This is a genomic window from Ferriphaselus amnicola, from assembly GCF_000974685.2.
GTDB classification, from domain to species: Bacteria; Pseudomonadota; Gammaproteobacteria; order Burkholderiales; family Gallionellaceae; genus Ferriphaselus; species Ferriphaselus amnicola.
The window spans coordinates 1,694,007-1,706,896 of sequence record NZ_AP018738.1 but is presented as its reverse complement, the minus strand read 5'-3'; the positions used below and the strand labels follow the sequence as shown (position 1 = coordinate 1,706,896).

The 12,890-nt window shown below is 56.2% G+C and carries 13 protein-coding genes and 4 tRNA genes; 13 read left to right on the top strand and 4 right to left on the bottom strand.

The genetic code is table 11. The annotated features are described in order from the left end of the window. Window positions 1–43: 43 nt before the first annotated feature. The 3 genes from OYT1_RS08560 to OYT1_RS08550 form a co-directional block, all read right to left on the bottom strand. A tRNA-His gene (locus OYT1_RS08560) sits at window positions 44–119 on the bottom strand. A 25-nt stretch (window positions 120–144) separates the two neighbouring features. Continuing rightward, window positions 145–221 (bottom strand) — tRNA-Arg (locus OYT1_RS08555). A gap of 35 nt (window positions 222–256) precedes the next feature. Continuing rightward, window positions 257–333, bottom strand: a tRNA-Pro gene (locus OYT1_RS08550). 186 nt (window positions 334–519) lie between these two features. Between OYT1_RS08550 and leuC the strand changes: the two genes are divergently transcribed. From leuC to truA, 8 genes are all read left to right on the top strand, one after another. Next, window positions 520–1,923 (top strand): 3-isopropylmalate dehydratase large subunit, encoded by a 1,404-nt coding sequence (leuC, locus tag OYT1_RS08545; protein WP_062625962.1) that lies wholly within the window; start codon window positions 520–522, stop codon window positions 1,921–1,923. A gap of 11 nt (window positions 1,924–1,934) precedes the next feature. Next, window positions 1,935–2,054 (top strand): entericidin A/B family lipoprotein, encoded by a 120-nt coding sequence (locus OYT1_RS08540; protein WP_062625961.1) that lies wholly within the window; start codon window positions 1,935–1,937, stop codon window positions 2,052–2,054. A 3-nt stretch (window positions 2,055–2,057) separates the two neighbouring features. Further along, entirely contained in the window at window positions 2,058–2,696 is a 639-nt protein-coding gene (leuD, locus tag OYT1_RS08535) for a 3-isopropylmalate dehydratase small subunit (RefSeq protein ID WP_062625960.1), read from the top strand. Between the two features lie 21 nt (window positions 2,697–2,717). Further along, window positions 2,718–3,773 (top strand): 3-isopropylmalate dehydrogenase, encoded by a 1,056-nt coding sequence (gene leuB / locus OYT1_RS08530; protein ID WP_062625959.1) that lies wholly within the window; start codon window positions 2,718–2,720, stop codon window positions 3,771–3,773. Between the two features lie 121 nt (window positions 3,774–3,894). Next, window positions 3,895–5,001 carry an aspartate-semialdehyde dehydrogenase gene (gene asd, locus OYT1_RS08525; RefSeq protein WP_062625958.1) on the top strand — a complete coding sequence of 369 codons (1,107 nt, stop codon included), beginning with the start codon at window positions 3,895–3,897 and terminating at the stop codon, window positions 4,999–5,001. A gap of 90 nt (window positions 5,002–5,091) precedes the next feature. Then, window positions 5,092–7,560 (top strand): FimV/HubP family polar landmark protein, encoded by a 2,469-nt coding sequence (locus OYT1_RS08520; RefSeq protein WP_062625957.1) that lies wholly within the window; start codon window positions 5,092–5,094, stop codon window positions 7,558–7,560. 66 nt (window positions 7,561–7,626) lie between these two features. Continuing rightward, on the top strand, window positions 7,627–8,238 hold the full coding sequence (locus OYT1_RS08515; RefSeq protein ID WP_062625956.1) for a CbiQ family ECF transporter T component: 612 nt from the start codon (window positions 7,627–7,629) through the stop codon (window positions 8,236–8,238). Continuing rightward, a complete protein-coding gene (gene truA, locus OYT1_RS08510; RefSeq protein ID WP_062625955.1) occupies window positions 8,235–8,996 on the top strand; it encodes a tRNA pseudouridine(38-40) synthase TruA in 762 nt (253 codons plus the stop codon). Before OYT1_RS08515 ends, truA begins: the two co-directional genes overlap by 4 nt. A 6-nt stretch (window positions 8,997–9,002) precedes the next feature. On the opposite strand, the gene OYT1_RS08505 is transcribed toward truA, so the two are convergent. Further along, a complete protein-coding gene (locus OYT1_RS08505; RefSeq protein ID WP_062625954.1) occupies window positions 9,003–9,416 on the bottom strand; it encodes a hypothetical protein in 414 nt (137 codons plus the stop codon). Between the two features lie 367 nt (window positions 9,417–9,783). On the opposite strand from OYT1_RS08505, the gene rplU reads away from it, so the two are divergent. The 5 genes from rplU to OYT1_RS08480 all read left to right on the top strand — a co-directional run bounded on the left by rplU (window position 9,784) and on the right by OYT1_RS08480 (window position 12,886). Then, a complete protein-coding gene (rplU, locus tag OYT1_RS08500) occupies window positions 9,784–10,095 on the top strand; it encodes a 50S ribosomal protein L21 (protein ID WP_062625953.1) in 312 nt (103 codons plus the stop codon). 19 nt (window positions 10,096–10,114) lie between these two features. Beyond that, complete coding sequence (gene rpmA, locus OYT1_RS08495) at window positions 10,115–10,372, top strand: 50S ribosomal protein L27 (RefSeq protein ID WP_062625952.1); 258 nt, start codon at window positions 10,115–10,117, stop codon at window positions 10,370–10,372. A 117-nt stretch (window positions 10,373–10,489) separates the two neighbouring features. Then, window positions 10,490–11,554, top strand: a complete 1,065-nt coding sequence (obgE, locus tag OYT1_RS08490) for a GTPase ObgE (RefSeq protein ID WP_062625951.1) — start codon at window positions 10,490–10,492, stop codon at window positions 11,552–11,554. Further along, entirely contained in the window at window positions 11,551–12,669 is a 1,119-nt protein-coding gene (proB, locus tag OYT1_RS08485; protein ID WP_062625950.1) for a glutamate 5-kinase, read from the top strand. The genes obgE and proB overlap by 4 nt, the downstream gene beginning before the upstream one ends. 140 nt (window positions 12,670–12,809) lie before the next feature. Continuing rightward, window positions 12,810–12,886, top strand: a tRNA-Arg gene (locus tag OYT1_RS08480). Window positions 12,887–12,890: the final 4 nt, after the last annotated feature.

Below are 12,890 nucleotides of genomic sequence, written 5' to 3'. Positions count from 1 at the left end.
GAAGCAAAAAGCCCGCAACCTAATCGGTTGCGGGCTTATTTACTGGGGTGGCTGATCGGGCTCGAACCGACGACAACTGGAATCACAATCCAGGGCTCTACCAACTGAGCTACAGCCACCATGGGACTTTATTTGTTGTGTGTCTGGCGTGCCCGACAGGAATCGAACCTGTAACCCCCAGCTTAGAAGGCTGGTGCTCTATCCGGTTGAGCTACGGGCACAATTTCTACGGGTTCCAACACATCAACGGGTTACCTGGTCGGGGTGGAGAGATTCGAACTCCCGACATCCTGCTCCCAAAGCAGGCGCGCTACCAGGCTACGCTACACCCCGAAGGACGCGCACTATACATAGACTCGCCGAATAAATCAAACATTTCTGAAAATGGGCTGATTGGGTACGCATGCAATGCGCGCACGCGTAACTCTGATGCAGCGTTTGTGGGTTGTCGTTGTCGCGCTGCGGCTATTCGTAGTCGTGCTATGGCATAATTGCGCGCTCGAAAGGTGGCAATAGTTCATGAGCGCAAAAACTTTATACGACAAACTCTGGGATTCTCACGTGGTGCGGCAGGATGCTGATGGTACCGCGCTGATTTATATCGACCGTCAACTGGTGCATGAAGTGACCAGCCCGCAGGCATTTGAAGGCCTCAAGCTGGCGCAGCGTAAGCCGTGGCGTATCGCTTCTATGCTGGCCGTGCCTGATCACAACGTGCCGACCACCAACCGCAGCGGCGGCATCGCTGACCCTATCGCACGCCTGCAAGTCGAGACGCTTGATGAGAACTGTGCGGAATTTGGCATCACAGAATTCAAGATGAACGATATCCGTCAGGGTGTGGTTCATGTGATGGGGCCGGAGCAGGGCGCGACCCTGCCGGGCATGACGGTGGTGTGTGGTGATTCGCACACCAGTACGCACGGTGCGTTTGCGGCTTTGGCACATGGCATCGGCACATCCGAAGTCGAGCATGTGATGGCGACACAGTGTCTGGTGGCGAAGAAATCGAAAGCCATGCAGGTCAAGGTGGAAGGTGCGCTGGGCAAGTGCGTCACCGCTAAGGATATCGCGCTTGCGGTGATCGGCAAGATCGGCACGGCGGGCGGTACTGGCTACGCCATCGAATTCGCTGGTTCGGCCATTCGCGGTTTGAGTATGGAAGGTCGCATGACCCTGTGCAATATGGCTATCGAAGCAGGCGCGCGCGCTGGCATGGTGGCGGCGGACGATACTACTATCGACTACGTGAAAGGTCGCCCCTACTCGCCGAAGGCGGAGCAATGGGATGCGGCCGTGGCTTATTGGCGCACCTTGCATTCGGACGAAGGGGCGAAATTCGACGCCGTGGTCGAACTGGATGCTGCCGCTATCCGTCCTCAAGTGACTTGGGGAACGTCGCCCGAAATGGTGACCGATATCAATGGTTGCGTCCCCGACCCAGCTTCCGCACCAGATGCAGTGAAGCGTGGCGATTGGGAGCGCGCGCTGACTTACATGGGCTTGACTGCGAATACGCCGATCACCGAGATCAAGATCGACAAGGTGTTCATCGGTTCTTGCACCAATGCCCGCATCGAAGACATGCGTGCAGCGGCGGCGGTGGCCAAGGGCAAAAAGGTCGCGGCCAACGTGAAGCTGGCGATGGTGGTGCCGGGTTCTGGCTTGGTCAAGGCGCAAGCCGAAGCCGAGGGGCTGGACAAAATCCTGATCGACGCGGGCTTCGAGTGGCGCGAGCCGGGCTGTTCGATGTGTCTGGCGATGAACGAGGACCGGCTGGAGTCGGGCGAGCGTTGTGCTTCCACCTCAAATCGCAACTTTGAGGGCAGGCAAGGTCAAGGCGGGCGTACCCATTTGGTGAGTCCCGAGATGGCGGCTGCGGCAGCTATTGCCGGGCATTTCGTTGATGTGAGTCAGTGGTGAAAGGAGCTGTTATGAGCAAGTTTTTTGCTGTTTTTGTGGCGCTGGGCATGTTGGCTGGTTGCAATACCGTGGAAGGTATCGGCAAGGACCTGAAGCGCGGCGGTGAGCACATCGAGAAGGCGGCTCACTAAACGATGCGTAAATTTACCTTATTGGATGGTTTGGTTGTGCCCTTGGATCGTGCCAACGTGGACACGGATGCCATCATTCCCAAGCAGTTTCTGAAGTCGATCAAGCGCTCCGGCTTTGGCCCGAACGCATTCGACGAATGGCGTTACCTCGATCATGGCGAGCCGGGCATGGACAACAGTCAGCGTCCGCTCAACCCTGATTTCGTGCTGAACCAGCCGCGCTTTCAGGGTGCGTCGGTGCTGTTGGCGCGGGAGAACTTCGGCTGCGGCAGCTCGCGCGAACACGCCCCTTGGGCGCTGGAAGATTACGGCTTTCGCGTCATCATCGCGCCCAGCTATGCCGACATCTTCTTCAACAACAGCTTCAAGAATGGTCTGCTGCCGATCAAGCTAGATGCGGCCATCGTCGATGAACTGTTTAAGGAGGTCGCAAAGAACGAAGGTTACACGCTGCGTGTCGATTTGGAGCGCCAAGTGATCGTTACACCTGATGCTAAGGAGATCGCCTTCGAGGTGGATGCTTTCCGCAAGCATTGTCTGTTGAATGGTCTGGACGATATCGGCCTGACCTTGCAACAAGTGGACGACATCAAGGCGTTCGAAGTGAAGCATCGCGCGGCGCAGCCGTGGTTGTACGCATAAAATTATTGATTGGAAATGAGTATGAAGATCGCAGTATTGCCGGGTGACGGCATTGGCCCCGAGATCGTAGCGCAAGCCGTAAAGGTGTTGAACGCGCTGAACATCGGTTTGGAAATGGAACACGCGCCCATCGGCGGCGCGGGTTACGAGGCGGCAGGCGATCCATTGCCGGACGCAACGCTGGCGTTGGCCAAAGCATCCGATGCGGTGCTGCTGGGCGCGGTGGGCGACTGGAAGTACGACAAGCTGGAGCGTCATCTGCGTCCTGAGCGCGGCCTGCTGCGCATCCGCAAAGAATTGAATCTGTTCGCCAATCTGCGTCCGGCGCTGCTGTATCCCGAGCTGGCTTCCGCTTCCACGTTGAAGCCAGAAGTGGTGTCTGGTCTGGATATCATGATCGTGCGTGAACTCACCGGCGACATCTATTTCGGCCAGCCGCGCGGTATCTCCATGCTGGAAAACGGAGAGCGCGAGGGCATCAACACTATGCGCTATTCCGAATCGGAAATCCGCCGTATTGGCCGCGTCGCTTTTGACATCGCCATGAAGCGCAACAAGAAAGTGTGCTCCGTGGACAAGGCAAACGTGCTGGAGACCACCGAGTTGTGGCGTCAAGTGATGATCGAACTGGCAAAGGAATATCCAGAGGTCGAACTCTCCCACATGTACGTGGACAATGCCGCGATGCAGCTCATCCGCGCGCCCAAGCAGTTCGACGTGATGGTCACCGGCAACATCTTCGGCGACATCTTGTCCGACGAGGCTTCGATGCTGACCGGCTCCATCGGTATGTTGCCGTCCGCCTCGCTGGACGCCAACAACAAGGGCATGTATGAACCCAGCCACGGCTCTGCTCCAGACATCGCGGGCAAGGACGTGGCCAATCCGCTGGCGACGATTTTGTCCGCCGCGATGATGCTGCGTTACACCTTTAACGACGAAGCGCACGCAGTGCGTATCGAAGACGCGGTGAAAAAGGCGCTGGCACAAGGCTTCCGCACCGCCGACATCTGGACGGAAGGCACGAACAAAGTCGGTTGTGCGGCAATGGGCGACGCGGTGGTGGCGGCGCTGTAAAATATTGGGAAGGGAGACGAGGGAAGGGCGAAGGGTGGCGCAATGTTGCGCACAGTGCGGTTTCACACGTCCCCCTTGAGCGCCAAAGGCGCGTTCCCTTCCCTAATTTGAAGAGGAAGCAATGATGAAAGTAGGCTTGATCGGTTGGCGCGGCATGGTCGGTTCCGTGCTGATGCAGCGGATGCGCGAAGAGCGCGATTTTGATTTGATCGAGGCGGTGTTCTTCACCACCTCCAACGTCGGCGGCGCAGCGCCCTCCGAGGGTCGCGGCGTGCCGTTGAAGGACGCTTTTGATCTGAGCGCGTTGATGGCGATGGAGACCATCATCTCTTGTCAGGGCGGCGACTATACCACCGAGATATTTCCTAAGCTGCGCGCGGCGGGTTGGAGCGGTTACTGGATCGACGCCGCTTCCACCCTGCGCATGGAAGACGATGCAGTGATCGTGCTCGATCCGGTCAACCTCGACCTCATTAAGGCCAACATCGCCAACGGTGGCAAGAACTTCATCGGAGGTAACTGCACCAACTCCATACTCTTGATGGGCTTGGGCGGGCTATTCCGCGCTGGAGTGGTGGAGTGGGTATCTTCGATGACCTATCAAGCCGCTTCCGGTGCTGGTGCACAGAACATGCGCGAACTGCTGAATCAGATGGGCGCAGCACACGCTTCGGTGGCTGATCTGCTGGCTGATAGCAAGTCCGCCATTCTGGAGATCGACCGCAAACTGGCCGAGACTATGCGCTCGGCTGAGTTTCCTACCGAGCATTTCGGCGCGCCGCTGGCGGGCAGCCTGATCCCGTGGATCGACAAGGCGCTGGACAACGGTCAGTCCAAGGAAGAGTGGAAGGGGCAGGCCGAGGTGAACAAGATTCTCGGCACCTCGGCGACCATTCCGGTGGACGGGCTGTGCGTGCGCATCGGCGCGATGCGCTGTCATAGCCTAGCGCTGACGCTCAAGCTCAAGCGCGACCTGCCGCTATCTGAGATCGAGGCGCTCATCAAGAGCGGCAACCCTTGGGTCAAGTTCGTTGCCAATGATCGAGCACTTTCGGTCAAGGAATTGACCCCGACTGCCGTGACCGGCAAGTTGGATATTGCTGTTGGTCGAGTGCGTAAGCTGAATATGGGGCCGGAATACATGAGCGCCTTTGTCTGCGGCGACCAATTGCTGTGGGGTGCGGCCGAGCCGTTGCGTCGTACCTTGCGGATTTTGCTGGGTAAATAGTATGGTAGTGCGGCGTGCAGGCTGGTAGAGTTTGCGCCTGCCGTTTTCAAGTGCTGTGAGTGCTGGCTCGACCAGACTAGGGAGTGAGATATGGGCAATGAAAGTAAGCTGAACACCCGCCTGAAATTGCTGGCTGTCGCCGTTGGTTTGGCTTGCAGCAGCATGGCAGGAGCTGCTGCGCTAGGCAATATTTCCGTACAGTCTGGGCGCGGTCAGCCGCTGCAAGCAGAGATTGAGCTGGCCTTGGCGAATCCTGCCGAGGTGGATGGACTGGTGGTCAAGGTCTATTCCCCCGAAGAGTATTGGAATCCCAGTAGTACGCCTCCTGAAACCAGCTTGCGTAATATTTCTGCGCGTACCGAGCGACGCCCTAATGGTAGCTATGTGGTCAAGGTCGCGTCGCCTTCCTTGGTCGATGTTCAGCAAGTTGCGCTGTTAGCTGAAGTGAGCTCATCTGAAGGCCGAAGTGTGCGCGAATATATCGTGCCATTGCCTAAGATTCATTCCCTAGTGGCCACTGACGTTAAAGATCAGGAGCCTAAATCGGCTGATGTGTCAGTGCAGGTAAAGTCCGGTGATACCCTGAACAAGATCGCACGCGACAACAAGCCTGCCGAAGTAAGCATGGAACGTATGCTGGTTGCGCTGTATCGCGCAAATCCTCAGGCATTCAGCGGCAAGAATATGAATCGTCTCAAGGCGGGTAAGGTGCTGCGGATGCCGACGGAGGAGGAGCTGGCAATGGTCACTCAGCCCTCCGCACGAAAGACGATCCACGTTCAAGTCGCTGATTGGAATGCGTATCGTCAGAGACTATCAGCCGGTGTGGCTGCTCCAGCCAACGAAGAGTCTGCTCAAGAGTCATCTGGCAAGGTCGGTAGTGCAGTGTCCGCTCAGGATGCTGCTGATAAAGCCCCTCATCAGGAAGTGTTGAAGCTTTCTAAGGGCGATGCGCCCGGTGGGGAGAAAGCAGCGGCTGAGGTCAAGTCGCTTAAAGAAAAACTCCACGCGATGGAGGAAGACCTGACTGCTCGCGAACAGGCCTTGCAGGAGAGCAAGGATCGCATCGCGATGCTGGAAAAGAACAATCGCGAGATGCAGCGCCTGCTAGAGTTGAAGTCTGCGGCAGTTGCTCCCGCCGAGCCCGCTAAGCTCGAAGAGCTGGCTCAGTCTGCGCCAGAGGCGGTTTCGGCGGTCGAGCCTTCCGCTCCAGCGGCTGTTGAGCCTGTTTCAGCAGCTCCGGCTGTCCCCGAGTCCAGTGTGGTAGAAGCGGAACCTGCGGCGGCAAAAGCGGGCTCCAATGTTCCCAAGATTTTGTGGGGCGGTGCTGCGGCGCTGCTTATTGGGTTAGGTGCGTTCCTGTTCATGCGTCGCAACCGCAAGGACAAGTCTGCGGCCAAGAAGCCTGTGCAACCTGCCGCTATGACATCAGCACCGACGCTCCCAGATTCGTCTGAATTGTTGGTTAGTTCCGCCGTTGCGGAAGAGGGGGCGGAGGCGTTGGTCGATCTGACTGGCGAGCCGTTGGCTGAAGCTGAGGCAGAGCCAGTCGAGTCGGTGGAACCATTGGTTTCGCCGGAGCCACAGGTCGAGGCAGCACTGAAGGAAGAGGTTTCGGAACAGTTTTCGGCGGCGGTATTCGCAGTGTCAGAAGCTGATGAACAAGCGGCAAAGGCGGCTGCTGATTTGGAATCTGGCTTCTCTGCGCTGGATGATTTCCCCGGATTTGTAGAGCCAGCACCTGCGTCTGTAGCTCAGCCGGTTGATGTGCCTGTATTTGAAGCGCCAGCGGATGTGGAGGCTGAAGTTGCCGTCGAACAGCCAGCTCCCGCGGTCAGTATGGACTTCGATATTCCCTCTTTTGTCTCGAGCAAAACGCCAGATATTGAGCAGGATAGTCGGGCGGATGAGCCTGAGATACTTCTGGATGAAGAGGCTGAGTCGGTCATGACGGAGCCTGTTGCAGCGACGATGCAGCCCGTGCAAGAGGCTGTTGAATCGCAGGTTCTGGCTGACGATTCAGAGCAAGTTGCGGCGTCAGTGCAACCCTCAGTCGTGCCTTCGGTGATGGAGGTGGCGCAAGCCGTGTCGCCTGTTGTGGAAGATACACATGCGCCGATTCCGGTTGAGCCAGTTGTTGAGTCGGTATCCGAGCGTTCTGCGGTGGCTGAATCCGTTCTGGCCACTCCTGCGGCGGTACCGCCACCTGCTGTATCCGCTGCTGCAGCGGTGAAGCCCATTGAAGAGGTTCCGCTAGAGCTGGATATCCCCACCATCGCAGACTTCAATCCGCCTGAAACCTCCTCGCTGCCGCCGATGCCGGGTATGGAAGGCGTTGATCTGAATATGATCGATGACACCAACCTGACCGAGGAGGAGTTGCAAGCCAAGGGCGAACACTGGCTGCAAGTCACGACCAAGCTGGATCTGGCACGTGCCTATCAGGAGATGGGTGATGATGCTGGCGCGCGCGAGATTCTCGAAGAAGTGCTTACCGAAGGGGATGCCGAACAGAAAGCGACGGCGGAGCAGTTGTTGCAATTGCTGCCGCCGGCCTGAGTCGGTGTTGTGTCTTGATACGGCGGCCAGCACTGTTGGCTGCCGTTTTTATTTGAGGGATCGTTGATGCTGCATCCGGCGGCGCAAATCTTGCTCTGGATTTTCCTGACGTTGGCTTTGCAATTGGCTCAGCCCCTATTGCTGGCAGGACTAGGTGTGGGGTTGTTCTTTGCTGCGCTACTGATGGCGGCAGACAAGCTGCGTCAGTTGTTGCGCCGCACTCGTTGGATCATGCTTTCGTTGCTCGTCATTTATGCTTGGACGACGCCGGGTATCCTCTTGATCGAAAGTCTTCCTGCCTTAAGTCCAACTACTGACGGAATTCAGGATGGAGCATTGCAGCTCGGGCGCCTGTTCTGTGCGTTGGCAGCATTGGCGATTTTGTTGACTCGGCTTGATACGGCTCAACTCATTAGCGGTCTGTATGGCTTGTGTCGGCCATTGGGTTTCTTTGGGCTGGCGCGTGATCGGCTGGCTGTGCGTTTGGCGTTGACGCTACATTATGCGGAGTCAGCTATGCTAAATCGTGATTCGGGTTGGCGCGCGAGCCTAGAGCGGATGCTTGAGCCAGTCGAGGTAGCTCCGGGAGTGATCGAGTTGCCGCATTTTGATGTGGGTGCGCGCGATGCTATAGCGCTGAGTGTGGGGTTGACGTTGTTGGTTTGGGTGTCGCTATGAGAATAGCGTTGGGTGTGGAGTACGATGGTAGTTCGTATTACGGTTGGCAGTCGCAGCCGCACGGCAATACTGTACAGGATGTATTGGAGGCGGCGCTTTCGGAGATCGCCTGCGTACCCAGCTCGGTGATCGCTGCGGGTCGCACCGATACCGGCGTCCACGCGCTGGAGCAGGTTGTCCATTTCGATACCGAAGTTGTGCGGCCACTGTCCGCTTGGGTGCGCGGAGTTAACGCGAAGTTGCCAAAGAACGTGTCTGCGCTATGGGCGCATGCAGTGCCAGAGGAGTTTCATGCGCGCTTCTCAGCCCGTGGTCGCCGCTACCGCTATCTATTGCTGGATCGTTCGGTGCGGCCCGCCATTCAGCACGGAAAAGTGGGTTGGTTCCATTTGCCGTTGGATATTGATGCGATGCGCCTTGCGGCCCAATATCTGCTGGGGGAGCACGATTTCAGCGCGTTCCGCGCAGCAGAGTGTCAAGCTAAATCGCCGCTCAAGCATTTGCGGCAACTCGACATCCGGCGCGAAGGTGATCTGATCATATTCGAGTTCGCCGCCAACGCTTTTTTGCATCACATGGTGCGTAACCTAATCGGCACGTTGGTCTATGTCGGCAAGGGAAAGCACCCGCCGGAGTGGGTGGGGTCGGTATTGGACAGTCGGTCACGCGCTTTGGCGGCACCAACATTTGCCCCCGATGGCTTGTATTTCTGTAGCGCGGAATACGAAAGCAAGTGGGGGCTGCCTAGCTCGCGTTGAGTTGAGCTATTTTTCTTCTGGGTAACAGCAGATCGGCCCATTGAAGTCTTGACTCAAGCTCGCTGCGATCGCATTGACCAGTTCGGCGACCTCTTCTGCTGAAAAATGCGCTAATAAGCGGTTGGCTAATTCAGGGGTCAGCGCGACGGTGCGCTCGCGGCCATCGGGTAGATGTACTTGTACACCAGCTAGTCGCTTATCCACCCAGCCTTCTCGCTGGAGCGCCAGCTCCGATTGCTCATCTAGCAGCGTGTCGTAGCAGGCCTCGATTTCATCCATGGTCTCATCTGCCAAGTCATCCGAAATGCTTACGATGGTGCCGCCCATCAAATCTTCACGAGCATCCCAGCCTACTGAGCGCTGCTCCAGCAGAGTGACGAAACGCGACTGCAATACCTCATCGAAAAATACGTATTCCATGGTGATGGTCAACTAAGTGAGTGGGGCGCGCATTCTACACCGATGCTGTTAGGTGGAGGCTGTACGGCTGCGGCACAATGACGACAAGCCAATGCGGTGATCCACACCTATATTGATACATCAGGATATTGCCCCGATTTATTACGTTTTATTGGCTTAATTGGGCCAACAAAGAGCAGGGGGATATCCCGATGATGACGAGGTGGCTGCTGCAATAGGATAAGTATTTCGAGGTGCACGCTAGTGCTACTCCTAGGTTGTGCGGTTGCTGAAATGCTTGGTGAAAATATCGTGAAAATGGTTTTGACGGGGAGCGTGGTTTGTGTATAATTCGCGCCTTTGCAAAACCCCATTCATCGAGGTTGTCATGTACGCAGTAATTAAAACTGGTGGTAAGCAGCATCGTGTTTCGCTGGGCGAAACACTGAAAATTGAAACCGTCGAGGGCGATGTTGGCGCAGCTATCGTTCTGGACAAGGTCTTGTTGGTTGCCGATGGCGACAAACTAAGCATGGGTAAGCCGCTGGTTGCTGGCGCTACCGTGCAAGCCACGATCGTGTCGCACGGTCGTCACGACAAGGTGCGTATCTTCAAGATGCGTCGTCGTAAGCACTATCAAAAGCGCCAAGGACATCGTCAAAACTACACTGAAATCCGCATCGACGGTATTTCTGCTTAAGCACTGAAGGAGCAATAAGATGGCATCGAAAAAAGGTGGTGGTAGTACCAGTAACGGCCGCGACTCGCACTCGAAACGACTTGGAGTGAAGAGCTACGGCGGCGAACTGATCAGCGCAGGCAGCATCATCATTCGTCAACGTGGTACGCAAGTGCACGCTGGCGACAATGTTGGCATGGGCAAGGATCATACCCTGTTCGCCAAGATCACCGGCAAGGTGGTTTTTAGCATCAAGGGCGCCCTGAAGCGCAAGACTGTAAGCATCGTCGCAGCTTAAGCGCGGCCTGCTCAGGTTACAATGAGCCCTATCGCAAGGTAGGGCTTTTTGCTTTGTGTAAGTTTCGCATTAAGTCGTGCCGCACGGTACTCAATGTAATCTGGACTCAATGACCAAATGAAATTCATAGACGAATCAAAGATCGAGGTTATCGCCGGTAACGGCGGCAATGGCGTTGCTAGTTTTCGCCGCGAAAAATATATCGCTAAAGGCGGCCCTGATGGTGGTGATGGTGGGCGGGGTGGCAGTGTGTTCGCAGTCGCTGATCGCAATATCAATACGCTGGTGGATTACCGTTTTGCGCGTATCCATCGGGCCAAAAGTGGCGAGTCGGGGCGAGGTGCGGATTGCTATGGCAAGGGCGCGGACGACATTATTTTGCGGATGCCTGTTGGCACAGTGATTACCGACATCAATTCCGGCGAGGTCATTGCTGACTTAGAGCGCGATGGTCAACAAGCGCTGGTGGCACAAGGAGGTAAGGGGGGATTGGGCAATCTGCACTTTAAGTCCAGTACCAATCGCACGCCGCGCCAATGCACGCCGGGTGAGGAGGGCGAGCGCCGCGATCTACAGCTGGAATTGAAGGTGCTGGCCGATGTTGGTCTGCTGGGAATGCCTAATGCTGGCAAATCGACCTTTATCCGCTCCGTATCCTCGGCGCGCCCCAAAGTTGCTGACTATCCGTTTACCACGCTGCATCCGAATCTCGGTGTCGTTCGAGTCTCTGCCGAACGAAGCTTTGTTATTGCCGATATTCCTGGTCTGATCGAAGGGGCGGCGGAAGGTGCAGGGCTGGGTCACCAGTTCCTACGCCACTTGTCACGTACTCGTTTGTTGCTGCATCTGGTGGATATCGCGCCACTCAATCCAGAGACTGACCCGGTGCATGAGGCGCGAGCTATTCTCAACGAGTTGAGAAAGTACGATGACGAACTGTACGATAAGCCGCGCTGGTTAGTATTGAATAAGCTAGATTTGGTTGAAGATCGTGACGAGCGCGTGGCGGCCTTCCTCTCAGAATTCAAGGAATTTGACCGTCAATTTGCAATTTCTGCGATCAACGGTGAAGGCACGAAAGAATTGACCTACGCCATCATGGAGCATTTGCAGCAAGCGGCGCGAGCCGAAGATGAGATCGCTGCGGAAAGTGCTCAGGAAACCGATACGCCCGTACTATGAAAACCTTGCTTGCCCATTGTCAGCGCCTCGTCGTCAAAGTCGGTAGTAGTTTAGTCACTAATCAAGGCGCAGGTTTGGATCATCAGGCCTTGTCGAATTGGGCGCGTCAAATTGCTGCATTGCGTGAGAGCGGGCATCAAGTAGTGCTGGTTTCGTCTGGTGCCATTGCCGAAGGCATGCAGCGCTTGGGGTGGAAGGCTCGTCCAAGTGCCGTGCATGAGCTACAAGCCGCCGCTGCTGTGGGGCAGATGGGTTTAATCCAGGCGTACGAAAGCTGCTTCAGCCAACTTGGCTTACGTGCAGCACAAGTGCTGCTTACCCATGCTGATCTGGCCGACCGCGAACGCTATCTCAATGCCCGTTCCACGCTGCTTACTTTGCTAGAGTTGGGTGTGGTGCCTATCATCAACGAGAATGACACCGTGGTCACTGACGAGATCAAATTCGGTGACAACGACACGCTGGGTGCATTGGTCACCAATCTGATCGAAGCCGATGCTTTGGTGATTCTCACCGATCAGCCCGGTCTGTACACCGCAGACCCACGCAAAGACCCATCTGCTACCCTCGTAGAGCATGCTCAGGCGGGGGAGCCTACTCTAGAGCTGATGGCCGGTGGGGCTGGCAGCAGCATAGGTCGAGGTGGCATGATCACCAAAATATTGGCAGCCAAGCGTGCCGCTCGCAGCGGTGCTCATACCGTCATCGCCTCGGGACATGAGCGTGATGTGCTGGTGCGCCTAACTCAAGGTGAAAGTATCGGTACCTTGCTGGAAGCGCCGCAGCTGATCTTGGCCGCACGAAAACAGTGGTTGGCCGACCACCTACAAGTGGGCGGGCAACTCCAGCTCGACGCCGGAGCAGCACGAGTTTTGCGTGACGAAGGCAAGAGCCTGTTGCCGATTGGTGTGACCGAGGTGATAGGTGAGTTTGAGCGCGGAGCCGTGGTTGCATTGCTGGATGAACAAGGGCGAGACATCGCTCGTGGACTAGTCAACTACAGTGCAACCGAATCCCGTCGCATTGCCCGCCATCCAAGTAGCGCCATCGAGTCGATATTAGGTTACGTTGACCAGATGGAATTGATTCATCGAGACAATCTGGTATTACTGTAAGCGTTCCGATGCTTGGATAAGCCACTGAAATAAACTGGGTTGAACGTCGATCATCTCCTTTCCTTCAAATTTATCGAAAAAGGCGTGAAAAAAATTTTTTGTTTGCTATAATGCGCGCCTTCGCAAATCAACGCGACGATGCGCCGGTAGCTCAGCTGGATAGAGTACTTGGCTACGAACCAAGGGGTCAGGAGTTCGAATCTCTTCCGGCGCACCATATA

Excerpts from the sequence above, each read along its gene's own strand:
- leuC (WP_062625962.1), top strand. The coding sequence starts at position 520 with ATGAGCGCAAAAACTTTATACGACAAACTCTGGGATTCTCACGTGGTG.
- OYT1_RS08540 (WP_062625961.1), top strand. The coding sequence starts at position 1,935 with ATGAGCAAGTTTTTTGCTGTTTTTGTGGCGCTGGGCATGTTGGCTGGT.
- leuD (WP_062625960.1), top strand. The coding sequence starts at position 2,058 with ATGCGTAAATTTACCTTATTGGATGGTTTGGTTGTGCCCTTGGATCGT.
- leuB (WP_062625959.1), top strand. The coding sequence starts at position 2,718 with ATGAAGATCGCAGTATTGCCGGGTGACGGCATTGGCCCCGAGATCGTA.
- asd (WP_062625958.1), top strand. The coding sequence starts at position 3,895 with ATGATGAAAGTAGGCTTGATCGGTTGGCGCGGCATGGTCGGTTCCGTG.
- OYT1_RS08520 (WP_062625957.1), top strand. The coding sequence starts at position 5,092 with ATGGGCAATGAAAGTAAGCTGAACACCCGCCTGAAATTGCTGGCTGTC.
- OYT1_RS08515 (WP_062625956.1), top strand. The coding sequence starts at position 7,627 with ATGCTGCATCCGGCGGCGCAAATCTTGCTCTGGATTTTCCTGACGTTG.
- truA (WP_062625955.1), top strand. The coding sequence starts at position 8,235 with ATGAGAATAGCGTTGGGTGTGGAGTACGATGGTAGTTCGTATTACGGT.
- OYT1_RS08505 (WP_062625954.1), bottom strand. The coding sequence starts at position 9,416 with ATGGAATACGTATTTTTCGATGAGGTATTGCAGTCGCGTTTCGTCACT.
- rplU (WP_062625953.1), top strand. The coding sequence starts at position 9,784 with ATGTACGCAGTAATTAAAACTGGTGGTAAGCAGCATCGTGTTTCGCTG.
- rpmA (WP_062625952.1), top strand. The coding sequence starts at position 10,115 with ATGGCATCGAAAAAAGGTGGTGGTAGTACCAGTAACGGCCGCGACTCG.
- obgE (WP_062625951.1), top strand. The coding sequence starts at position 10,490 with ATGAAATTCATAGACGAATCAAAGATCGAGGTTATCGCCGGTAACGGC.
- proB (WP_062625950.1), top strand. The coding sequence starts at position 11,551 with ATGAAAACCTTGCTTGCCCATTGTCAGCGCCTCGTCGTCAAAGTCGGT.